Origin of the sequence: Variovorax sucrosi (assembly GCF_051216635.1) — a bacterium.
Lineage (GTDB): Bacteria > Pseudomonadota > Gammaproteobacteria > Burkholderiales > Burkholderiaceae_C > Variovorax.
On record NZ_JBPJZU010000007.1, the window covers coordinates 184,619 to 202,913 of the forward strand.

The following is an 18,295-nucleotide window of genomic DNA, read 5'->3' on the forward strand; positions in this document are numbered from 1 at the left end:
TTATCGAACGAGCCCCGGCGCCGCGCATCCGCCGGGCCATTCAGGCCATGTAGCGCGACATCTGGCTGGGTCGCGTCAGGATCTGAAGGTCCTCGCGCAGCGTGAGTGCATCGCGCAGGCACAGGCTGCGGAACGCGGCCTTGTGCCACAGGTGGTCCAGCGCCGGCGTGTGGGGCAGCAGCAGTTCGTTCAGCAGCGGCACCAGCGGCGTCGCGTCGGGGTCGGCCAGCAGCACATAGCGCGGATCTTCGTTGGCCGGCTCTTCAGCCAGGGGGGCGATCCAGTCCAGCGCCACCAGGGTTTCCAGCACCGGTGCCAGCTGCAGCGCCTCGACCCGCATCCGCAGCACGAGTTCGTCGGCCCCCAATCCCTTGACCGGCGTGGCGCGCACCGCGTCCAGATGCTGCAGCGCCTCGACCGCCAGTTGGAACGGCCAGCCCGGCGTGTCGCTGCGGCGCGCCACGCCGGTCAGCAGGCTGGGCAGGTAGGCCGCGATGACGGCGCCGAACAGAACGATGACCCAGGCCACATAGATCCACACCAGCAGGATCGGTGCCGTCGCGAAGGCGCCATAGAGCACCGAGTAGGTCGGCACCGAGCTCAGGTAGTAGCCCAGCACGCGCTTGGCGATCTCGATGGCCGCCGCGACGAACAGGCCGCCGGCCCAGGCATGCGCCCACTTCACCGAGGTGTTCGGCACGTAGTGGTAGAGCGAGGCCATGCCACCGGCCAGCAGGATGAATTCGAAGGTGTCGAACACCAGCTTGAGCATGCCGCCGCTGCCCACCACACCGCGCGAGGCCGAGAACACATAGGAGGTGGTGCTCAGGCTGACCGCCAGGATGAGTGGCCCCAGCGTGATCGCCGCCCAGTAGATGAGCACGCGCTGCGCCAGCGGCCGGGGCGAGCGCACCCGCCAGATGCTGTTGAGCGTCTTGTCCATCGTCAGGATCAGCGCGATAGCGGTGGCCAGCAGCAGTACCAGGCCCGCCACGCCCAGGCCGCTGGCCTTGCTGGCGAACTGGTTCAGGTAGCCGACCACCTGGCGCGCGATGTTGTCCGGGATCAGGCTCTCGATCAGCCAGCGCTGCAGCCGGCCCTGCAGCTTGGCGAACATCGGGAACACGGTGAAGAGCGCCAGCGCCACGGTGAAAAAGGGCACCATCGCGATGGTGGTGGTGAAGGTCAGGCTGCTGGCCGTCAGCCCCAGCCGGTCTTCGCGAAAGCGCTCGCGCAGCACCGCCGCCGTGTTGCCCCACGGGAAATGCGAAAGGTCCCTCCACCATTGCCGGTGTTTCATGGCCGGTATCATGCCATCGGCCCTGCGGCATGCCGCCGCAGACCGCTCTGCGCAGCCGCTGTGCGCGACCCCTCCATCCGCCATCCCGTGATCCAGTCCCAAGCCCCATCGTCCGCCGTCGCCACCACCCGCTGGCTGGCCGTGGGCAGCCTCGTCGGGCTGATCGTGCTCGGGCTCGCCTGGGAAATGTGGCTGGCGCCGCTGCGCCCGGGCGGGTCCTGGCTGGCGCTCAAGGTGCTGCCGCTGGTCGTGCCGCTGGCCGGGCTCTACAAGAACCGCATGTACACCTACCGCTGGGTCAGCCTGATGATCTGGCTCTATTTCACCGAGGGCGTGGTGCGCGCCTGGAGCGACACCGTGCCGCTCGGACGCGCGCTGGCCGGCCTCGAGGTGCTGCTGTGCCTGATGCTTTTCACCGCCTGCGCGATGCACGTGCGACTGCGGCTGCGCGATGCGCGCCAGGCGCGCGCCGGCCTTCCGCTGGAGACTGCCAACCCATGACTGCATTGATCGACCAACTCCGCGCCATCGTCGGCGCGCCGCATGTGCTCACCGAGGGCGACCTCACCGCCTACGAGCAGGACTGGCGCAAGCGCTCGCGCGGCAAGGCGCTGGCCGTGGTGCGGCCGGCCAGCGCGCAGCAGGTGGCCGAGGTGGTGAAGGCCTGCGCCGCCGCCGGCAGTTCCCTGGTGCCACAGGGCGGCAACACCGGCCTGGCGGTCGGCGGCATTCCCGACGCCAGCGGCACGCAAGTGCTGCTGAGCCTGCAGCGCATGAACGCCGTGCGCGACATCGACGCCGCCAACCTCACCATGACGGTCGAGGCCGGCTGCATCCTGCAGACGCTGCAGGAAACGGCCGAGAAGGCCGGCTTCCTGTTCCCGCTGAGCCTGGCGGCCGAAGGCAGTTGCACCATCGGCGGCAACCTGGCGACCAACGCGGGCGGCACGCAGGTCGTGCGCTACGGCAACACCCGCGACCTGTGCCTGGGCCTGGAAGTGGTCACGCCGCAGGGAGAGATCTGGGAAGGCACCAGCGGCCTGCGCAAGGACAACACCGGTTACGACCTGCGCGACCTGCTGATCGGCAGCGAAGGCACGCTGGGCATCATCACCGCCGCGACGATGAAGCTGTACCCGATACCCGCGGCGCAGCTCACCGCCTGGGCCGCCGTGCCTTCGCTCGACCACGCCGTCACGCTGCTCGGCCTGGCGCACAAGCACCTGGGCGCCGGCCTCACCGGCTTCGAGGTGATGGGCCAGTTCGCGCTGAGCCTGGTCGGCAAGCACATGCCGCAGCTGCGCGTGCCCTTCCTCGGCGATGCGGCTGCGCCCTATTGCGCGCTGCTGGAAATCTCTGACGGCGAATCGGAAGAGCACGCCCGCGCGCGCTTCGAGGCGCTGCTCGAAACCGCCTTCGAGGACGGCTGCGTGATCGACGCGGTGGTGGCCGAGAACCTCACCCAAGCCCACCAGCTCTGGCACATCCGCGAGAGCATTCCGCTGGCCCAGGCCGAGGAAGGCTTGAACATCAAGCACGACATCTCGATCGCCGTGTCGCGCATCCCCGCCTTCGTGGCCGAGACCGACGCCCTGCTGCAACGCGAGATTCCCGGCGTGCGGCTGGTCAACTTCGGCCACCTGGGCGACGGCAACCTGCACTACAACGTGCAGGCCCCGGCCGAAGGCGACGCCAAGGCCTTCCTGCGCGACGAGGAAGAGCGCGTCAACACGCTGGTGTACGACGCGGTCGAGAAATTCGGCGGCTCGTTCTCGGCCGAGCACGGCGTGGGTGAGCTGAAGGTGCACAAGCTCGAGAAGCACAAGTCGCCCGTGGCGCTCGGCATGATGCGCGCCATCAAGCACGGGCTGGACCCGCAGAACATCATGAATCCGGGGCGGGTGCTGCGGACGGAGGGAGCATCGTGACTCAGCCCCTCCGCTCCCAGTACGAAGACTTCATGCGCCACGTCGACACGCACGGCGTGTTCAAGTCCGACCGCACCGGCACCGGCACCAAAAGCGTCTTCGGCCACCAGATGCGCTTCGACCTGAACGAAGGCTTCCCGCTGGTCACGACGAAGAAGGTGCATGTGCGCTCCATCATCCAGGAGCTGCTGTGGTTCCTCACCGGCTCCAGCGACAACAACTGGCTGCGCGAACGCGGTGTGACGATCTGGGACGAATGGGCCCGTGAGGACGGCGACCTCGGCCCCGTCTACGGCGTGCAGTGGCGCAGCTGGCCGACGCCCGACGGCGGCCACATCGACCAGATCGCCGAGGTCATCAAGACGCTCAAGACCAACCCCGATTCGCGCCGCATCATCGTGAGCGCGTGGAACGTGGCCGAGCTGTCGAAGATGGCGCTGATGCCCTGCCACGCCTTTTTCCAGTTCTACGTGGCGCCGCCGCAGGCCGAGGGCGAACGCGGCAAGCTGAGCTGCCAGCTCTACCAGCGCAGCGCCGACATCTTCCTGGGCGTGCCCTTCAACATCGCGAGCTACGCGCTGCTGACGCACATGGTGGCGCAGCAGTGCGAGCTTGACGTCGGCGACTTCGTCTGGACCGGCGGCGACTGCCACATCTACAGCAACCACGCCGAGCAGGTCGCGCTGCAGCTCAGTCGCGAGCCGAGGCCTTACCCGACGCTGCGCATCCTGCGCAAGCCCGACTCGATCTTCGACTACCAGTACGAGGACTTCGCCTTCGACGGCTACGACCCGCATCCCGCCATCAAGGCGCCGGTGGCAGTCTGAACGAAGGGTCCCTCGCCATGCGCCTGAACCTGATCTACGCCCGCGCCGCCAACGGCGTGATCGGCAAGGACAACGCCCTGCCCTGGCACCTGCCGGAAGACATGGCGCACTTCAAGCGCATGACGGCCGGTTGCCCGGTCGTCATGGGCCGCAAGACCTGGGATTCGCTGCCGCCGAAGTTCCGGCCACTGCCGGGGCGGCGCAACATCGTGGTCACACGCCAGCCCGACTGGCAGGCCGACGGCGCCGAACGCGCTGCCGGCTTGCCCGAAGCGATGGCCTTGTGCGCCGATGCGGCCGACGTGTGGGTCATCGGCGGCGCGCAAATCTACGCCGAGGCGGCACCGCTCGCCCGACGCGCCGTTGTCACCGAGATCGCACAGAATTTCGATGGCGATGCGCACGCCCCCGTGCTCGACAGCGGCTGGCGCGAGATTGCACGCGAATCGAGCATGTCCCGCAACGGTCTGCCCTTTAGTTTCGTCACGCTCGAACGCGTCTGAGCGCACGGCGCCAACGCGCCACCCATTCAGAACAACAAAGACGCCCATGTCAGACCACGGCTTTCACGTCCATGGACCGCACGATCACGAACTCGAACATGCCGCCCAAGGCGAGCATGGCGGGACGACCCACCACGGCATCGGCGGCAAGAGCATGACCAACCAGATCGCAGTCTGTACGGCGGTCATCGCCACGGTCGGCGCCCTGTTCTCGTACATGGGCGGCGCCACGCAGGCCACGGCGGGCCTGGACAAGAACAACGCGGCAATCAAGAAGACCGAGGCCTCGAACCAGTGGAATTACTTCCAGGCCAAGAGCACCAAGCAGGCGCTCACGGAGTTCGCACGCGACATGGCGCCCGACGACCGGAAGGCCGCGCTGCAGGCCAAGGTCGACCGCTACGAAAAAGAGAAGACCGAGATTCAGCTGGCGGCGCAGAAGCTTGAAGCTGAAGCCACGGCGTGGGACCATGAGTCGGAAGCCCAAATGCACCAGCACCACCGCTGGGCCCAGGCCACCACGGTGCTGCAGGTGTCGATCGCGCTGGCCGCCATGGCGCTGCTGACGCGCAAGAAATGGCTGGAGTACGGCATGCTGGCCGTCGCCGGTGCAGGCCTGCTCGTGGGCGCGGCGGCGGCCTTTCATCTCTGACATCCCGACGTAGGAGAAATCGATGACGATCCAGAAGCTCCTCGGCATCTCGCTGCCGATCATCCAGGCGCCGATGGCCGGCGTGCAGGGCAGCGCGATGGTGGTCGCGGTGTCGAACGCAGGCGGGCTCGGCTCGCTGCCCTGCGCCATGCTCACGCTCGAGGCGCTGCGCAGCGAACTCGATGCGATCACTGCGCAGACGACACAACCCTACAACCTCAACTTCTTCTGCCACACGCCCCCTGTGGCCGACCCGGCACGCGAAGCGCGCTGGCGCGAGGCGCTGGCGCCCTTCTACGCCGAGTTCGGCATCGACCCGGCCGGCGTGCCGACCGGCGGCGGGCGCGCGCCTTTCACCGAAGCCGCGGCCGATCTGCTGGAGGCCTACAAGCCGCCGGTGCTGAGCTTCCATTTCGGGCTGCCGCCGGCGCCGCTGCTGGCGCGCGTGAAGGCATGGGGCGCCAAAGTGCTGGCGTCGGCCACCACCGTCGAAGAAGCGCGCTGGCTGGCGGCGAACGGCGTCGACGCGGTCATCGCACAGGGCCTGGAAGCCGGTGGCCACCGCGGCATCTTCCTCGGCGACGACCTCAGCACGCAGTTGGGCACGATGGCGCTGCTGCCGCAGGTGGTGCGGGCGGTCGACGTGCCGGTGATCGCGGCCGGCGCGATCGTCGATGCGCAGGGGGTCGCCGCGGCCCTGACCCTCGGCGCCGCCGGCGTGCAGGTCGGCACCAGCTACATGCTGTGCGACGAGGCCCTGACCACGCCGCTGCACCGCGCGGCGCTGAAGAGCACGCGTGCCGAGCACACGGTGCTCACCAACCTGATCACCGGCCGGCCCGCCCGCGGGATCCGCAATCGCCTGATCGATGCGCTCGGTCCGCTGAGCGAGGTCGCACCCGCCTTCCCGCTGGCCACCGCCGCGTTGGCACCTCTGAAGGCGGCCGCCGAAAAGCTGGGACGCGACGACTTCTCGACCCTCTGGTCGGGCCAGAACGCCACCGGCTGCCGCGAGATTTCCGCCGCTGAGATGACCCGTCTGCTGGCGGGCTGAAGCACCCGGCATTTCGCCTACGTGCAAGCCAATGGGCGGCCGACATGCGCCGTCTGCATTCGTGCGCACACTTCGAAGGACTTTCCATCCAATGAGGTGCTGCCATGGCGAACGAACCAGTGAAAACCCCCACCGAGATCGCCGAGGAAACCCGGCAAACGGCACACGAGGCCAACGAGGCGCTGCACGGCCACGCGGCCGAGGCCCAGCAGGTCGGCCAAGCGGCCATGCGCTCGATGCAGTCGAGCTACGAGGACGCGAAGCAGACGGGTGCAGAAGCACTCGATACCGCCAAGGGCGTCGCGGCGGACCTGCGTGATCGCGCGGGCGATGCCGCGCAGACCGGCAAGGTCTACGCCCGGAACGCGGTGAATGCGGCCGGCCGTAAGCTGTCGACCTGGCAGGACCAGGTGGCCGATGCGCAGGCCTCGTGCACCCGCTACATCGCGCAGGAACCGGTCAAGGCGACGCTGCTCGCCGTCGCCGGCGGTGCCTTGCTGACCGGCCTGCTGATGGCCGGCCTGCGCGGGCCTCGCCGCGGCCGGGGCTGAGCCGATGATCCACCCGATCTACATGACGGCGCTGCGCCGGCCGGACCTGGTTGCGGCGCACCTGCGCAACCATGTCGAGTTGGTCAAGAAGGAACTCGGCGATGCCGGCCGCTCCGTCGCCTACAAGGTGGCGGGGGCGGTTGTGGCGCTGGTGGCGCTGCTGCTGGCGCTCGGTCTCACCGGGATCGCGCTGATGCTGGGGGCGCTGCACGGCAGCTTCCACTGGGCGCTGCTGGCAGTGCCGGGCGTGGCCTGGGTGCTGACAATCGCGGGTGTGATCGTCGCGATGAAGTCATCGGTGCGCGACGACGTGCAGGACGTCAAGAACGAACTCGAGGCCGACCTCGCGGTTCTTCGCACCGTCAAGGAGGCGCGCCATGGATAGGCACTCGCCCCTGTTGACGCCCAAACAGAAGCTCGCCCAATCGCGCGCCGAGCTGCTTGAGGCGATGGGTTACCACGACGTCGCGCCGCTGGATGCGGTGTCGCCACAGCTGGTGTCGACCCGCCCTCTGCGCGGCGGCCGGACGCCGCCCCCGACCTCTCGCCGGGGCGTGCTCGCGCGCTGGTGGGCACGCCATCCGCTGAACAGTGCGGTCGACCTCGGCCGCCCCTTCCTCGATGACCTGGCGCGCAAGCAGCCCGGCAGGCTCATGGCGTATGGGGCCGGCACCGGCGCGCTGCTGATGGTGATCAAGCCCTGGAAGCTGCTGTCGCTGGCGACCCTGCTGTCGCTGGCCTTCCGCACCTCCGACCTCACCGGCCTGATCGCCGGCGCGTTCGGCCGCCACCCGGACGACGAGGACGACGGCCCGCCGTTCGACGACCGGGTGCCGCTCAATGAGCAGGTCTCCTGAAAGCGCGCGGCGGCCCCTCGCCGAGGCGACGGGTTCAGCCGCGACGCACGCCTTCGGCGGCGCATTCGCTGGCATAGGCCAGAAAGTCCTCGAACTGCCCGGTCTTGTCGAAAACGGCATCAGCACCCTGCGACAGCGCCCGTTCGTTGGCGGCTTCCGCATAGTTGGTCAGGACCACCACGCGCTGATGCGCCAGGCGGCGCGCGCAGGCCTTCACCACCTCCATGCCCGACCCTTCGGTGAGGAACAGGTCGGCGACCACCAGGTCCCATGCGTCGCCGTTGTGGGCGAGACAGCGCAGGGCTTCGTCCTGCGACGCGGCGACGGCGATCACCTCGCAGGGACTGGCGTCCTCGAGCAAACCCACGAGCAGGTCACGGATGGCGGGGTTGTCTTCGATCAGAAAGACACGAAGCGTCATGGCAGGATGGGGATGGGGCAGAAGCGATGCGGGGGCAGGTGCCCACTGGGGCCCGGCAGGCCGACACCGCGAGATACGGCCGTTGGGCGGTGTAGCGGCGAATTATCCCGGCTGTTCGGGCTACCCCTTGCAGGAGAGATTCCCGAGGGCGGCACAATCGACCCATGACAGCCATCAGTGATCTGAGCGACGAGGAACTCGCGCTCTATGCGCAGGAGTGGCGCCAGCGCGCCCTGCGCGGCGAAAAGACGGCGCGCGGTGTGGCGCATGCCCTGGAAACCGAGCTTCGGCGTCGCGGCGCGGGCGCTTTTCCGCAGACTTCTCCGGCCAATCTGGACACCCGTCCCGCCCCCTTGCGCAACCACCGCCCCTGGTGGAAATTCTGGGCGTCCTAGGTTCCCAGCAGGCTCCCGCGGAAGCGGTGACCCGTCTCGGATCGCGCAAAGCGCCTACAGGGTCGGGGGCGCGCGTCCTTGGGCACGTGGCTTGGTACGGGCGCAATGTCCGTTTCGACGCCGCGTCCAGAGAGTCGCACGATCCCGCCCCATGCCCGTTGCCACATTTCTGGTCGAAGACAGCCCCACCATCCGAGACCATCTGATCCCGGCGCTGCGCGATCTCGGGAATGCAGAGGTGGTGGCTTCGGCGGACAGCGAGCGACAGGCGACCCGATGGCTGCGGGCGCATGGGCATTCATGCCAACTGGCGGTCATCGACCTGTTCCTGAAAGAAGGTTCCGGTCTGGGCGTTCTGAAAGCTTGCCGGGAGGCACGGGCTCCGCAACGCGTCGTCGTGCTGAGCAACTACGCGACCCTGGAAATGCGCCGGCAGGCATTCGGCTTGGGTGCGCATGCGGTGTTTGACAAGTCCACCGAGCTGGACGAACTGTTCGCCTTCTGCCGGGCGATCGCCCAAGACCTAGGTCTCGACTGACGCCGCCGCCGCGTCGCCGGGCTTGTCAGGCAATACCTCGAAGCGATAGCCCTGCCCGTAGATCGAGGCCAGCCGAAAGCCTTGCTCCGGGCGCAGGCGCAGCAGCGTGCGCACGCGCGAAACGTGCGTGTCGAGCGAGCGCGACATCAACTCGGTGCCGGGGGGAGTGCCGGGGGTGCCCCAGATCGTCTCTAGAAGATGCTGGCGCGACAGGAGGCGCCCGGGGTTCCGGAACATGAAGAGCGCCAGGTCGAACTCCTTCTGGGTGAGTGCGACCGGCTCGCCATCCACCTCCAGCCGGCGGCCTGCAAGCACGAAGCGATAACGGCCCCAGGTCTGCTCTTGCGGCGTCGGTGCGGCGTAGGCGCGGCGCAGCAGGGCACGCACCCGCGCGATCAGTTCGGCCACGCCGACCGGTTTCGTCATGTAGTCGTCGGCGCCCGCGTTCAATCCCTCGACGATGTCGCGCTCGGTCTGCCGATGGGTCACGAACAGCACCGGCACCCGGTCCTTCACATTCGCCCGCACCCAGCGAACGATGTCGGGCCCGTTGCCGTCGGGCAACTGCCAGTCGATGAGCAGCAGGTCGAAGGATTCGCGCTGCATCGCCCGCTTGAGCGCCTCGCCCTCGGCGTAGACGTGGCAGTCATGGCCGATGGAGGCCAGGGTGTGCTTCACAAAGTCCAGCTGGTCGATGTCGTCGTCAAGCGCTGCCACTCGCATGATCTTCAATTCCCGGAAGTTGAAAAAGCTACAAACGTCAACGGCTTTGTTGCCGAAGTGTAGTGGTGCACCGACAGGCGTGGGGTCTGCGGTGAACGGCAGAGCTGGCCGCTGCGGCTTCGGGACCTCGTCTTTCGCTCCGGGCCTGTAGCATCGTTCTCCATGCACACCGCCCATGCGGCGCACCGCGGCGCCGTCGTCCATCGCTCCCCCACCGCCCGACGCGGGCGAGGCGCCCGCCGCAAGCCCGGTCACGCGATGGGGCAGCGCGCCTCATGAAGCGCTTCGGCGACATCTGGGCGCGGGTGCGGCATGGCGCGATGGCCGCGCCCGGCCTGGGCGTCCTCCTGCGGGCCATCCGAAACTATGTGCTGCACCAGAGTGCCAATCAGGCCGGCAGCCTCGCGTTCTCGTCGATGCTGGCGATGTTTCCGTTGTTGCTCCTGCTGTCTGCCGCTGCCGGCTTCTTCGGCCAGCCCGGCGATGCGGCGGCGCTTGCCGAACGCGTCATGGGCTATGCACCGCAGGTGGTGCGCGACGCGATGCAGCCGGTGATCGACCAAGTGCTCGCGCAACGCAACCAGGCGCTGCTGACGATCGGCGTGCTGACGACGCTGTGGACCGCCTCCTCGGGCATGCAGGCGGTGCGCTCGGCGCTCAACCGCGCCTACGGAATCGAGCGCGGCTTGCCGTTCTGGAAGGCACGCATCAAGTCGACCCTGTTCACCGTGATCGTGGGCATCGGCATCCTCGCCGCGTTCAGTTCGGTCATCGTCATGCCTTACGTGTGGCGGCTGCTGCAGGACAACGTCGGCCTGGGCGAGGAGGTGCTCTGGCTGCGCAACAGCGTGCGCTACGGCTCGGCCTTCCTGGTGCTGACCCTGCTCTATGCCCTTCTGTACGGCTGGCTGCCCGACATCCGCCAGCGGCTGTACACGGTGATGCCCGGCGCTATCGTCGGTGCAGCGCTGTGGGTGACCGCTGCCGCCACCCTGTCGTACACGCTGCGCAGCGCCGGCAAGCTGGCCCTGGTGTACGGCAGCTTCGCGGGCGTGGTCGCCACGCTGGTGTTCCTCTACATCAGCGCGACCACGCTGATCTTCGGCGCCGAGATCAACGCCGTCCTGCGCGAGAAGGCTGCGCCGTCGGCGGAGCCGCCCGCCGGCTGAGCGCCTGCGGCCGGCCCGGCGCACAGGCCGTTCACCGGAATCGACCGCGCCTCTCGGCCTGGCGCGCTCACGTCGTCCAAGCATTTGCCGACATTCCTACAGGCCGTAGCGCCGACGCAGGAGAAGGATGGCTTCTTCGCAACCATTCAGAACGACCCCCATGTTTTCACACAACAAGCGCCTGCAGTACACACTGCGAGTGAGCGAATGCAATCCCGGCCTCGCGAACCTCATGCTCGAGCAATTCGGTGGCGCCCAAGGCGAGCTTGCCGCCGCCTGCCGCTACTTCACCCAGGCCATCGGCGAAGACGATCCCGGACGCAAGGACATGCTGTTCGACATTGCCACCGAGGAGCTCAGCCATCTGGAAGTCATCGGCACCATGGTCGCGATGCTCAACAAGGGCGCCAAAGGCCGGCTGGCCGAGGGCGTCGACACCGAGGCCGAGATGTACCGCTCGATCACCGGTGCAGGCAACGACAGCCACATCACCCAGGTGCTCTACGGCGGCGGCCCCCCGCTGGTGAACTCGGCCGGCGTGCCGTGGACCGCGGCCTACATCGACACCATCGGCGAGCCCACCGCCGACCTGCGCTCGAACATCGCGGCCGAGGCGCGCGCCAAGATCGTCTACGAACGGCTCATCAACCTCACCGACGACCCGGGCGTGAAGGACGCGCTGGGCTTTCTGATGACGCGCGAGATCGCCCATCAGAAGTCCTTCGAGAAGGCGCTGTACTCGATCTCGCCGAACTTCCCGCCCGGCAAGCTGCCCGGCAAGCCCGAGTTCACGAGCGTCTACTTCGACATGTCCAAAGGCAACGACATGCGCGGCCCCTGGAACGAGGGCGAGGCCTGGGAGTTCGTGTCGGACCCCGAGCAGCAGATGGCGGTGGACGGTGGCGATGGGGACGCGACCGTCGGCCTGACCGACGAAGAGAGCGCCACGCTGGAGACGATGGCGCTGCGCACCCGCTCGAACCCGCAGAGCGACCCCACCACCGGCGCGGAACTGGGCATGCGGGAAGGTGATGCGGTCGAGCAGGCCCCGACGTCCGCCAAGAAGCGCTGACGCGGACCGTGCCGGGCGCGAGCTCGCAGGCGTACAACCTCGAAAATGGGTCGCTTCGGCAGGCTTTGAGGGAAGGGCGCTTCGCGAGCCCGAGCGCGCAAGGTATAACGCCCAGAATGAAAATAGCCACCTGGAACGTCAACTCCCTTACCGCCCGCCTGCAGCATGTGCTCGACTGGTTGATCGCCAATCCGGTTGACGTGCTGTGTCTTCAAGAGTTGAAGATGAGCGACGACAAGTTTCCACTCGATGTGCTCAAGGCGGCCGGCTACGAGGCCGCGGTGTTCGGCCAGAAGACGTACAACGGTGTGGCGATCCTGAGCCTGACGCCGATGCGTGATGTGGCAAAGAACATCGGCGGCTTTAGCGACGAGCATTCGCGGGTCATCAGCGCCACCGTCGACACGGCGACCGGGCCGCTTCGCATCGTCAACGGCTACTTCGTCAACGGCCAAACGCCCGGCAGCGACAAGTTCGCCTACAAGATGCGCTGGCTCGATGCTCTGCGCGACTGGCTGAAAGCGGAGAAAGCGGCCCACCCGAACCTCGTGCTGCTCGGCGATTTCAACGTCGCGCCGGAAGACCGCGACAGTTTCGATCCGGTGGGCCTGCGCGAAACCATCCACCACACGACCGAGGAACGCACGCATTTCCAGGCACTGCTGGACCTCGGGCTGACCGATGCCTTCCGCCTTTTCGAACAGCCGGAGAAGAGCTTCTCCTGGTGGGATTACCGAATGCTGGGCTACCAGAAGAACCGCGGCCTGCGCATCGACCACATCCTGGTGAGCGAGCCGCTGGTGCCGCGCGCGGTGGCGTGCACCATCGACCGGGTGCCGCGCAAATGGGAAAAGCCCAGCGACCATGCCCCCGTCACGCTCGAACTGGCCGCAGCGCCCTGACATCACACCCATGCCACACATGACCTCCATGAAAACGGGTGCGCTGGTCCTCGCTGCGCTGGTCACTCTTCTCTCCGGCTGTACGTCGACGAAGTCCGGCGCACCAGCCGAGGCATCGGCTTCGGCGCCCGAACAGAAGACCGCGGCCGAGGAAGCGCCGACCCGCAGCGATGTGGCCACCGTGCGGCTGATCACCGCGCAGACGCCAGCAGTTCGGGCTTACCGAAAGACTGGCTCCGGCGCCATCTACAAGGCTTATCCAGCACGCATCTACAAGGGGAAGATCCCGCCGCTCGTGTATGCCGTCGTGGTCGTTGAAACCGACATCGACGCGGCCGGCAAGGTGGTGAACGTCGGCTTCAGCCGCACGCCGAGCCATGCCCCGGAGGTGCCGCCGATGATCGCCGACCTGATCCGCAAGGCGTCGCCGCTGCCCAGCCCCGGGGCGCTGGGCGCGCACACCTATGTCGAGACCTGGTTGTGGGACAAGGGCGGTAATTTCCAGCTCGACTCCCGCACCCTCGGCCAACGCAGCCGTTGACCGGCAGCGCGGCCCAGCGGCGGCACGGGCTCATTCCAGACCGAGTTCCTGGATCTTGCGGGTGATGGTGTTGCGCCCGATGCCGAGCTTCTGCGCGGCCTCGATACGGCGCCCACGCGTGTTGGCCAGCGCGGTGAGGATCAGGCGCGACTCGAAGCGGCGCGAGAGCGCGTCCCACACATCGGTCCGGCCAGCCGCCAGCAGGTTTTGCGCTTCCATCTCGAGCCCGCTTTCCCAGGCCGAGGAAATGCCGCCGTCGGCGATCGCCGTGGGCACGGCGGCCGCCGATGCCGACACGGGCATGGCAGCCGACTCCACCTCGGAAACCGACACGGCCGCCGGCAGCGCGACGGGTGCCTGTGCCACGGGCAACGGCACATCGCCTGCAGGAACGGCCATCACCTCCGGCGGCAGATCCTTGGCTTCGATCAGCTGTGCCGGAGCCATCACCGTGAGCCAGTGGCAGATGTTCTCGAGCTGGCGAACGTTGCCCGGGAAGGAGAAGGTCGCGAGTTGCGTGAGCGCGGCGTCGGAGATTCGCTTGGGCTCGACACCCAGCTGCTTGGCGCTCTGCTGCAGGAAATGGCGCGTGAGCGCGGGCACGTCTTCGCCGCGTTCGCGCAGTGCTGGCAGGCGAAGCCGGATCACGTTGAGGCGGTGGAACAAGTCCTCGCGGAAGCCACCGACCTTGACGCGCTGCTCCAGGTCCTGGTGGGTCGCGGCGATCACGCGCACATTCGACTTGACCGAGTTGTGGCCGCCCACGCGGTAGAAATGGCCGTCGCTCAGCACGCGCAACAATCGCGTTTGCAGATCGAAAGGCATGTCGCCGATTTCGTCGAGGAAGAGCGTGCCGGCTTCCGCCTGCTCGAAGCGGCCGCGACGCATGGTCTGCGCGCCGGTGAAGGCGCCGCGCTCGTGGCCGAAGAGTTCGCTCTCGAGCAAGTCCTTCGGAATGGCGGCCGTGTTGATAGCCACGAAGGGGCCATTGGCGCGCGGCGAATGCTTGTGCAGCGCTCGTGCGACGAGTTCCTTGCCCGAACCCGATTCGCCGGTGATCAGCACCGTGACGTTGCTCTGCGAGAGCCGGCCGATGGCACGGAAGACGTCCTGCATCGCCGGCGCCTGGCCGAGCATCTCGGGCGCGGCCTGCATGCGCTCTTCGGCGACTTCTTCGCGCTGGCTTTCGTCGACGGCACGGCGGATGAGTTCGACCGCGCGGGGCAGGTCGAAGGGTTTCGGCAGGTATTCGAAGGCACCGCCCTGGAAAGCCGACACGGCACTGTCAAGGTCGGAGAAGGCCGTCATGATGATGACCGGCAGACCGGGGTGCTTGGCCTTGATCTTGTCGAGCAGGTCGAGGCCGGACCCGCCCGGCATGCGGATGTCGCTGACCAGGACTTGCGGGCCTTGCTGTTCGTCGTCGGCAGCGACCTCCAGGGCTGCCAGCACCTCGCGCGTGTTGGTGAAGCTGCGCGTCGGCAGGTCCTCGCGCAGCAGCGCCTTTTCCAGCACGAAGCGGATGGATTGGTCGTCGTCTACTATCCAGATCGGCTTCATGCAGCTCCTTGTCGCCTTGCTGCTAGGGCAGCGGTATCAGTATCTTGAAATCGGTCCGGCCCGGCACGCTGTCGCACTCGATCACGCCGTGGTGCTGTTGTACGAAGGTTTGCGCCAGCGTCAGCCCCAGGCCTGTCCCGCCATCCCTGCCCGACACCAGCGGGTAGAAGATGCGGTCCTTGATGGCATCGGGCACGCCCGGGCCGTTGTCGATGACATGCAATTCCAGTGCCAGTCGGTACCACTGCTTGTTGAAGATCACCTGACGGGCGATGCGTGTCTTGAAGATGATGCGCGCATCGCCCGCGGCGCGGCGCTCGGCCAGCGCCTGCGCGGCGTTGTGCGCGATGTTGAGCGTGGCCTGGATCAGTTGCTCGCGGTCGCCGCGGAACTCCGGGATCGACGGGTCGAAGTCACGGTCGATGTGCAGATCCCGCGGGAATTCCGCCAGGATGACCGATCGCACCCGCTCGCAGACCTCGTGAATGTTGACGTCGCCCACCACATGCGGACGCCGGTGCGGCGCGAGCAGCCGGTCGACCAGCGTCTGCAGCCGGTCGGCCTCGTGGATGATGACCTGCGTGTACTCGATGAGGTCGCGCGATTCGACCTCCATCTGCAGCAGTTGCGCCGCGCCGCGGATGCCGCCCAGCGGGTTCTTGATCTCGTGTGCCAGGTTGCGGATGAGTTCCTTGTTGGCCTGGGCCTGATCGAGCAGCCGCTCCTCGCGGTCCTGCCGCACCTGCTGCTCCAGCGGCGACAGCTCGACGATCAGCTCGCCGACCTTGTCGCTCTGCGCCAGCGTCACCTGCACCGGCATCAGATCGTGGTTGACGCGCCGCAGCAAGGCCTCGTAGCGCAGCGTGGCGAAGTCGTTGCTGCGCGCGCCGTCGATGGCTGTGCGCAGCACATGCGGCTCCTGGAAGCAGGCGCCGAACTGCGAGCCTTCAAGGGTGCGGCGCGAGGTGCCGAGCGCGTCTTCCAGCGCGGCGTTGGCGAACAGCACCGCGCCGTCGGACTTGACCACCGCGATCAGTGTGGCGAGCAGATCGAAGGGTTGGAAGCGCTTGGGGGAGGAAGCGGTCTTGCCGAAGGCCATGTCAGTGCCGCCCGGCCGCCCGAAGGCACTGACGCGCCCCCCCGGGGGGCAGCGATACGCGAAGCGATGAGCGTGGGGGCTGTTTCATCTCAGGGGTTTGTAGACGGCGGCAGGCGACCGAGTTCGCGCCGGATGCCTGCGATGTCGCTTTCGTTGCGGGCGATCTCGGCCTTCATCTCGGTCACGCGGTCGAGGTACTTCTGGTAGTTGCGCGACTCGGCGCCCTGCTTCTCGGGCTCGCCGTTGTTGTAGTCCTTGAGCAGTTCGGCCTGGCGGGCCTCGGCCTTCTTCAGCTCGGACTGCAGCACGGACCGGGCCTCGCCGTCGCGCGCACGCTGGTCCGTGCCTTCGACGCGCGGGCTACCGGCCGGCGAACGCGGGCTGGTGCCGCCCGAAGGAGCGGCGCCGCCGCCCCCACCGACGCGCGGTGTCTGGACCACCGTGACATTGCCGCCTTCCATCACCTTGCAGCCGCGCTTCTGCGCGTCGGCTGCGTTGTTGGTGTATTCGTTGCCGCAGCGCCAGACGCGCTCCTGCGCCTGCGCGGGAAGCAGGGCAAGCGGGAGGAGAAGCGACAAGAGTAGTGAGAGGGTCTTCATGATCCTGGGCGATGTACGCAGACAGCGGGCATTTTCGTGCAATTCGATCGCCGCTCCGGTGCCGCGTTCCCCTCCAATGAAAAAGGACGGCCGAAGCCGTCCTTTCTGCGCGTGCCTGGGCCCGAAGGCCCGGCGATCACAGCGAGTAGTACATGTCGAATTCGACCGGGTGCGCAGCCATGCGCATGCGCGTGACTTCCTGCATCTTCAGCTCGATGTACGCATCGATATACGAGTCGGTGAACACGCCACCCTTGGTCAGGAAGGCACGGTCCTTGTCCAGATGCTCCAGCGCCTGGTCGAGGCTGTGGCAGACGGTAGGGATCAGCGCGTCTTCTTCCGGCGGGAGGTGGTACAGGTCCTTCGTGGCAGCTTCGCCCGGATCGATCTTGTTCTCGACGCCGTCGAGGCCGGCCATCAGCAGCGCGGCGAAACCGAGGTACGGGTTCATCAGCGGATCGGGGAAGCGCGCTTCGACGCGACGGCCCTTCGGGTTCGCCACGAACGGGATGCGGATCGAGGCCGAGCGGTTCTTGGCCGAGTAGGCCAGCTTCACCGGGGCTTCGAAGCCGGGCACCAGGCGCTTGTAGCTGTTGGTGCCGGGGTTCGTGATGGCGTTCAGGGCACGGGCGTGCTTGATGATGCCGCCGATGTAGTGCAGCGCGAATTCCGACAGACCGGCGTAGCCGTCACCAGCGAACAGGTTCTTGCCGTCTTTCCAGACCGACTGGTGCACGTGCATGCCGGAACCGTTGTCGCCGACGATCGGCTTGGGCATGAAGGTGGCCGTCTTGCCGTAGGCGTGGGCCACGTTGTGGATCACGTACTTCTGCAGCTGGACCCAGTCGGCGCGCTGGATCAGCGTGCTGAACTTGGTGCCCAGTTCCATCTGGCCGGCGTTGGCCACTTCGTGGTGATGCACTTCGACCGGAATGCCCAGGGCTTCGAGCACCAGGCACATCTCCGAGCGCATGTCCTGGAAGCTGTCGACCGGGGGCACCGGGAAGTAGCCGCCCTTGACGGCGGGGCGGTGGCCCGTGTTGCCGTGCTCGTATTCCTTGTCGGTATTCCACGAGGCTTCTTCGGAGTCGATCTTGACGAAGCAGCCCGACATGTCGTTCTTCCAGCGGACGCTGTCGAACACGAAGAATTCCGGCTCCGGTCCGAAGTAGGCGGTGTCGCCCAGGCCGGAAGCCTTCATGTAGGCCTCGGCGCGCTTGGCCAGCGAACGCGGGTCGCGCTCGTAAGCCTTGCCGTCGGCCGGATCGATCACGTCGCAGGTCAGGATCAGCGTCGTCTCTTCGAAGAATGGGTCGATGTTGGCGGTGTTCGGGTCGGGCATGAGCTGCATGTCCGACGCTTCGATGCCCTTCCAACCGGCGATCGACGAGCCGTCGAAAGCATGGCCATCGGTGAACTTGCCTTCGTCGAAGGCAGACACCGGCACGGTCACGTGCTGCTCCTTGCCACGGGTGTCGGTGAAGCGGAAGTCGACGAACTTGACCTCGTTTTCCTTGACGAGCTTCAGTACATCGGCGACGGTCTTTGCCATCAGTTTCTCCTGGTTGGAAGGGTGGTTAGAAATACGTATGCAGGCAACGAGA

22 protein-coding genes are annotated in these 18,295 nt (G+C 67.2%); 15 read left to right on the plus strand and 7 right to left on the minus strand.

Annotated elements, in window-relative coordinates; translation table 11 throughout:
- Positions 1–40: 40 nt before the first annotated feature.
- The gene (locus tag ACSFBE_RS15315; protein ID WP_435491257.1) at positions 41–1,312 is read right to left on the minus strand and encodes a YihY family inner membrane protein; all 1,272 of its coding nucleotides are present in this window, start codon (positions 1,310–1,312) and stop codon (positions 41–43) included.
- A 78-nt stretch (positions 1,313–1,390) separates the two neighbouring features.
- On the opposite strand from ACSFBE_RS15315, the gene ACSFBE_RS15320 reads away from it, so the two are divergent.
- From ACSFBE_RS15320 to ACSFBE_RS15360, 9 genes are all read left to right on the plus strand, one after another.
- Positions 1,391–1,801 (plus strand): DUF2069 domain-containing protein, encoded by a 411-nt coding sequence (locus ACSFBE_RS15320; RefSeq protein ID WP_435491439.1) that lies wholly within the window; start codon positions 1,391–1,393, stop codon positions 1,799–1,801.
- Positions 1,798–3,228 (plus strand): FAD-binding oxidoreductase, encoded by a 1,431-nt coding sequence (locus ACSFBE_RS15325; RefSeq protein WP_435491258.1) that lies wholly within the window; start codon positions 1,798–1,800, stop codon positions 3,226–3,228. Before ACSFBE_RS15320 ends, ACSFBE_RS15325 begins: the two co-directional genes overlap by 4 nt.
- Entirely contained in the window at positions 3,222–4,055 is an 834-nt protein-coding gene (locus ACSFBE_RS15330; protein ID WP_435491440.1) for a thymidylate synthase, read from the plus strand. The genes ACSFBE_RS15325 and ACSFBE_RS15330 overlap by 7 nt, the downstream gene beginning before the upstream one ends.
- A 17-nt stretch (positions 4,056–4,072) precedes the next feature.
- Entirely contained in the window at positions 4,073–4,558 is a 486-nt protein-coding gene (locus tag ACSFBE_RS15335) for a dihydrofolate reductase (RefSeq protein WP_435491259.1), read from the plus strand.
- 46 nt (positions 4,559–4,604) lie between these two features.
- Complete coding sequence (locus ACSFBE_RS15340) at positions 4,605–5,210, plus strand: DUF4337 domain-containing protein (protein ID WP_435491260.1); 606 nt, start codon at positions 4,605–4,607, stop codon at positions 5,208–5,210.
- A 22-nt stretch (positions 5,211–5,232) separates the two neighbouring features.
- The gene (locus ACSFBE_RS15345) at positions 5,233–6,264 is read left to right on the plus strand and encodes an NAD(P)H-dependent flavin oxidoreductase (RefSeq protein WP_435491261.1); all 1,032 of its coding nucleotides are present in this window, start codon (positions 5,233–5,235) and stop codon (positions 6,262–6,264) included.
- Between the two features lie 104 nt (positions 6,265–6,368).
- The gene (locus ACSFBE_RS15350) at positions 6,369–6,815 is read left to right on the plus strand and encodes a hypothetical protein (RefSeq protein WP_435491262.1); all 447 of its coding nucleotides are present in this window, start codon (positions 6,369–6,371) and stop codon (positions 6,813–6,815) included.
- Positions 6,816–6,819: 4 nt separating this feature from the next.
- Positions 6,820–7,200 (plus strand): phage holin family protein, encoded by a 381-nt coding sequence (locus ACSFBE_RS15355; protein ID WP_435491263.1) that lies wholly within the window; start codon positions 6,820–6,822, stop codon positions 7,198–7,200.
- The gene (locus ACSFBE_RS15360) at positions 7,193–7,672 is read left to right on the plus strand and encodes a hypothetical protein (protein WP_435491264.1); all 480 of its coding nucleotides are present in this window, start codon (positions 7,193–7,195) and stop codon (positions 7,670–7,672) included. The genes ACSFBE_RS15355 and ACSFBE_RS15360 overlap by 8 nt, the downstream gene beginning before the upstream one ends.
- Before the next feature lie 34 nt (positions 7,673–7,706).
- On the opposite strand, the gene ACSFBE_RS15365 is transcribed toward ACSFBE_RS15360, so the two are convergent.
- Positions 7,707–8,093: a response regulator gene (locus ACSFBE_RS15365; RefSeq protein ID WP_435491265.1), complete on the minus strand. Its 387-nt coding sequence runs from the start codon at positions 8,091–8,093 to the stop codon at positions 7,707–7,709.
- Between the two features lie 164 nt (positions 8,094–8,257).
- Here ACSFBE_RS15365 and ACSFBE_RS15370 point away from each other — a divergent pair, with 164 nt between their 5' ends.
- Both ACSFBE_RS15370 and ACSFBE_RS15375 read left to right on the plus strand, forming a co-directional pair.
- Positions 8,258–8,488: a hypothetical protein gene (locus tag ACSFBE_RS15370; RefSeq protein ID WP_435491266.1), complete on the plus strand. Its 231-nt coding sequence runs from the start codon at positions 8,258–8,260 to the stop codon at positions 8,486–8,488.
- 151 nt (positions 8,489–8,639) lie between these two features.
- Entirely contained in the window at positions 8,640–9,026 is a 387-nt protein-coding gene (locus ACSFBE_RS15375; RefSeq protein WP_435491267.1) for a response regulator, read from the plus strand.
- Here the strand turns inward: ACSFBE_RS15375 and ACSFBE_RS15380 are convergent.
- Positions 9,012–9,953, minus strand: coding sequence for a response regulator transcription factor (locus tag ACSFBE_RS15380; RefSeq protein ID WP_435491268.1), 942 nt, complete (start codon positions 9,951–9,953; stop codon positions 9,012–9,014). The genes ACSFBE_RS15375 and ACSFBE_RS15380 overlap by 15 nt on opposite strands.
- Before the next feature lie 71 nt (positions 9,954–10,024).
- Between ACSFBE_RS15380 and ACSFBE_RS15385 the strand changes: the two genes are divergently transcribed.
- From ACSFBE_RS15385 to ACSFBE_RS15400, 4 genes are all read left to right on the plus strand, one after another.
- On the plus strand, positions 10,025–10,918 hold the full coding sequence (locus tag ACSFBE_RS15385) for a YihY/virulence factor BrkB family protein (RefSeq protein WP_435491269.1): 894 nt from the start codon (positions 10,025–10,027) through the stop codon (positions 10,916–10,918).
- 160 nt (positions 10,919–11,078) lie between these two features.
- Entirely contained in the window at positions 11,079–11,990 is a 912-nt protein-coding gene (locus tag ACSFBE_RS15390; RefSeq protein WP_435491270.1) for a manganese catalase family protein, read from the plus strand.
- Between the two features lie 116 nt (positions 11,991–12,106).
- Positions 12,107–12,892 (plus strand): exodeoxyribonuclease III, encoded by a 786-nt coding sequence (xth, locus tag ACSFBE_RS15395; RefSeq protein ID WP_435491271.1) that lies wholly within the window; start codon positions 12,107–12,109, stop codon positions 12,890–12,892.
- A 19-nt stretch (positions 12,893–12,911) separates the two neighbouring features.
- Complete coding sequence (locus ACSFBE_RS15400; protein ID WP_435491272.1) at positions 12,912–13,433, plus strand: hypothetical protein; 522 nt, start codon at positions 12,912–12,914, stop codon at positions 13,431–13,433.
- A 30-nt stretch (positions 13,434–13,463) separates the two neighbouring features.
- Here ACSFBE_RS15400 and ntrC read toward each other — a convergent pair whose 3' ends face one another.
- From ntrC to glnA, 4 genes are all read right to left on the minus strand, one after another.
- Positions 13,464–14,993: a nitrogen regulation protein NR(I) gene (ntrC, locus tag ACSFBE_RS15405; protein ID WP_435491273.1), complete on the minus strand. Its 1,530-nt coding sequence runs from the start codon at positions 14,991–14,993 to the stop codon at positions 13,464–13,466.
- A gap of 22 nt (positions 14,994–15,015) precedes the next feature.
- Entirely contained in the window at positions 15,016–16,092 is a 1,077-nt protein-coding gene (gene glnL / locus ACSFBE_RS15410; protein WP_435491274.1) for a nitrogen regulation protein NR(II), read from the minus strand.
- Positions 16,093–16,181: 89 nt separating this feature from the next.
- Positions 16,182–16,691 (minus strand): hypothetical protein, encoded by a 510-nt coding sequence (locus ACSFBE_RS15415; protein ID WP_435491275.1) that lies wholly within the window; start codon positions 16,689–16,691, stop codon positions 16,182–16,184.
- A 136-nt stretch (positions 16,692–16,827) separates the two neighbouring features.
- Entirely contained in the window at positions 16,828–18,243 is a 1,416-nt protein-coding gene (glnA, locus tag ACSFBE_RS15420; protein ID WP_435454771.1) for a type I glutamate--ammonia ligase, read from the minus strand.
- Between the last annotated feature and the right edge of the window lie 52 nt (positions 18,244–18,295).

Excerpts from the sequence above, each read along its gene's own strand:
- ACSFBE_RS15315 (WP_435491257.1), bottom strand. The coding sequence starts at position 1,312 with ATGATACCGGCCATGAAACACCGGCAATGGTGGAGGGACCTTTCGCAT.
- ACSFBE_RS15325 (WP_435491258.1), top strand. The coding sequence starts at position 1,798 with ATGACTGCATTGATCGACCAACTCCGCGCCATCGTCGGCGCGCCGCAT.
- ACSFBE_RS15335 (WP_435491259.1), top strand. The coding sequence starts at position 4,073 with ATGCGCCTGAACCTGATCTACGCCCGCGCCGCCAACGGCGTGATCGGC.
- ACSFBE_RS15340 (WP_435491260.1), top strand. The coding sequence starts at position 4,605 with ATGTCAGACCACGGCTTTCACGTCCATGGACCGCACGATCACGAACTC.
- ACSFBE_RS15345 (WP_435491261.1), top strand. The coding sequence starts at position 5,233 with ATGACGATCCAGAAGCTCCTCGGCATCTCGCTGCCGATCATCCAGGCG.
- ACSFBE_RS15350 (WP_435491262.1), top strand. The coding sequence starts at position 6,369 with ATGGCGAACGAACCAGTGAAAACCCCCACCGAGATCGCCGAGGAAACC.
- ACSFBE_RS15355 (WP_435491263.1), top strand. The coding sequence starts at position 6,820 with ATGATCCACCCGATCTACATGACGGCGCTGCGCCGGCCGGACCTGGTT.
- ACSFBE_RS15360 (WP_435491264.1), top strand. The coding sequence starts at position 7,193 with ATGGATAGGCACTCGCCCCTGTTGACGCCCAAACAGAAGCTCGCCCAA.
- ACSFBE_RS15365 (WP_435491265.1), bottom strand. The coding sequence starts at position 8,093 with ATGACGCTTCGTGTCTTTCTGATCGAAGACAACCCCGCCATCCGTGAC.
- ACSFBE_RS15370 (WP_435491266.1), top strand. The coding sequence starts at position 8,258 with ATGACAGCCATCAGTGATCTGAGCGACGAGGAACTCGCGCTCTATGCG.
- ACSFBE_RS15375 (WP_435491267.1), top strand. The coding sequence starts at position 8,640 with ATGCCCGTTGCCACATTTCTGGTCGAAGACAGCCCCACCATCCGAGAC.
- ACSFBE_RS15380 (WP_435491268.1), bottom strand. The coding sequence starts at position 9,953 with ATGGACGACGGCGCCGCGGTGCGCCGCATGGGCGGTGTGCATGGAGAA.
- ACSFBE_RS15385 (WP_435491269.1), top strand. The coding sequence starts at position 10,025 with ATGAAGCGCTTCGGCGACATCTGGGCGCGGGTGCGGCATGGCGCGATG.
- ACSFBE_RS15390 (WP_435491270.1), top strand. The coding sequence starts at position 11,079 with ATGTTTTCACACAACAAGCGCCTGCAGTACACACTGCGAGTGAGCGAA.
- xth (WP_435491271.1), top strand. The coding sequence starts at position 12,107 with ATGAAAATAGCCACCTGGAACGTCAACTCCCTTACCGCCCGCCTGCAG.
- ACSFBE_RS15400 (WP_435491272.1), top strand. The coding sequence starts at position 12,912 with ATGACCTCCATGAAAACGGGTGCGCTGGTCCTCGCTGCGCTGGTCACT.
- ntrC (WP_435491273.1), bottom strand. The coding sequence starts at position 14,993 with ATGAAGCCGATCTGGATAGTAGACGACGACCAATCCATCCGCTTCGTG.
- glnL (WP_435491274.1), bottom strand. The coding sequence starts at position 16,092 with ATGGCCTTCGGCAAGACCGCTTCCTCCCCCAAGCGCTTCCAACCCTTC.
- ACSFBE_RS15415 (WP_435491275.1), bottom strand. The coding sequence starts at position 16,691 with ATGAAGACCCTCTCACTACTCTTGTCGCTTCTCCTCCCGCTTGCCCTG.
- glnA (WP_435454771.1), bottom strand. The coding sequence starts at position 18,243 with ATGGCAAAGACCGTCGCCGATGTACTGAAGCTCGTCAAGGAAAACGAG.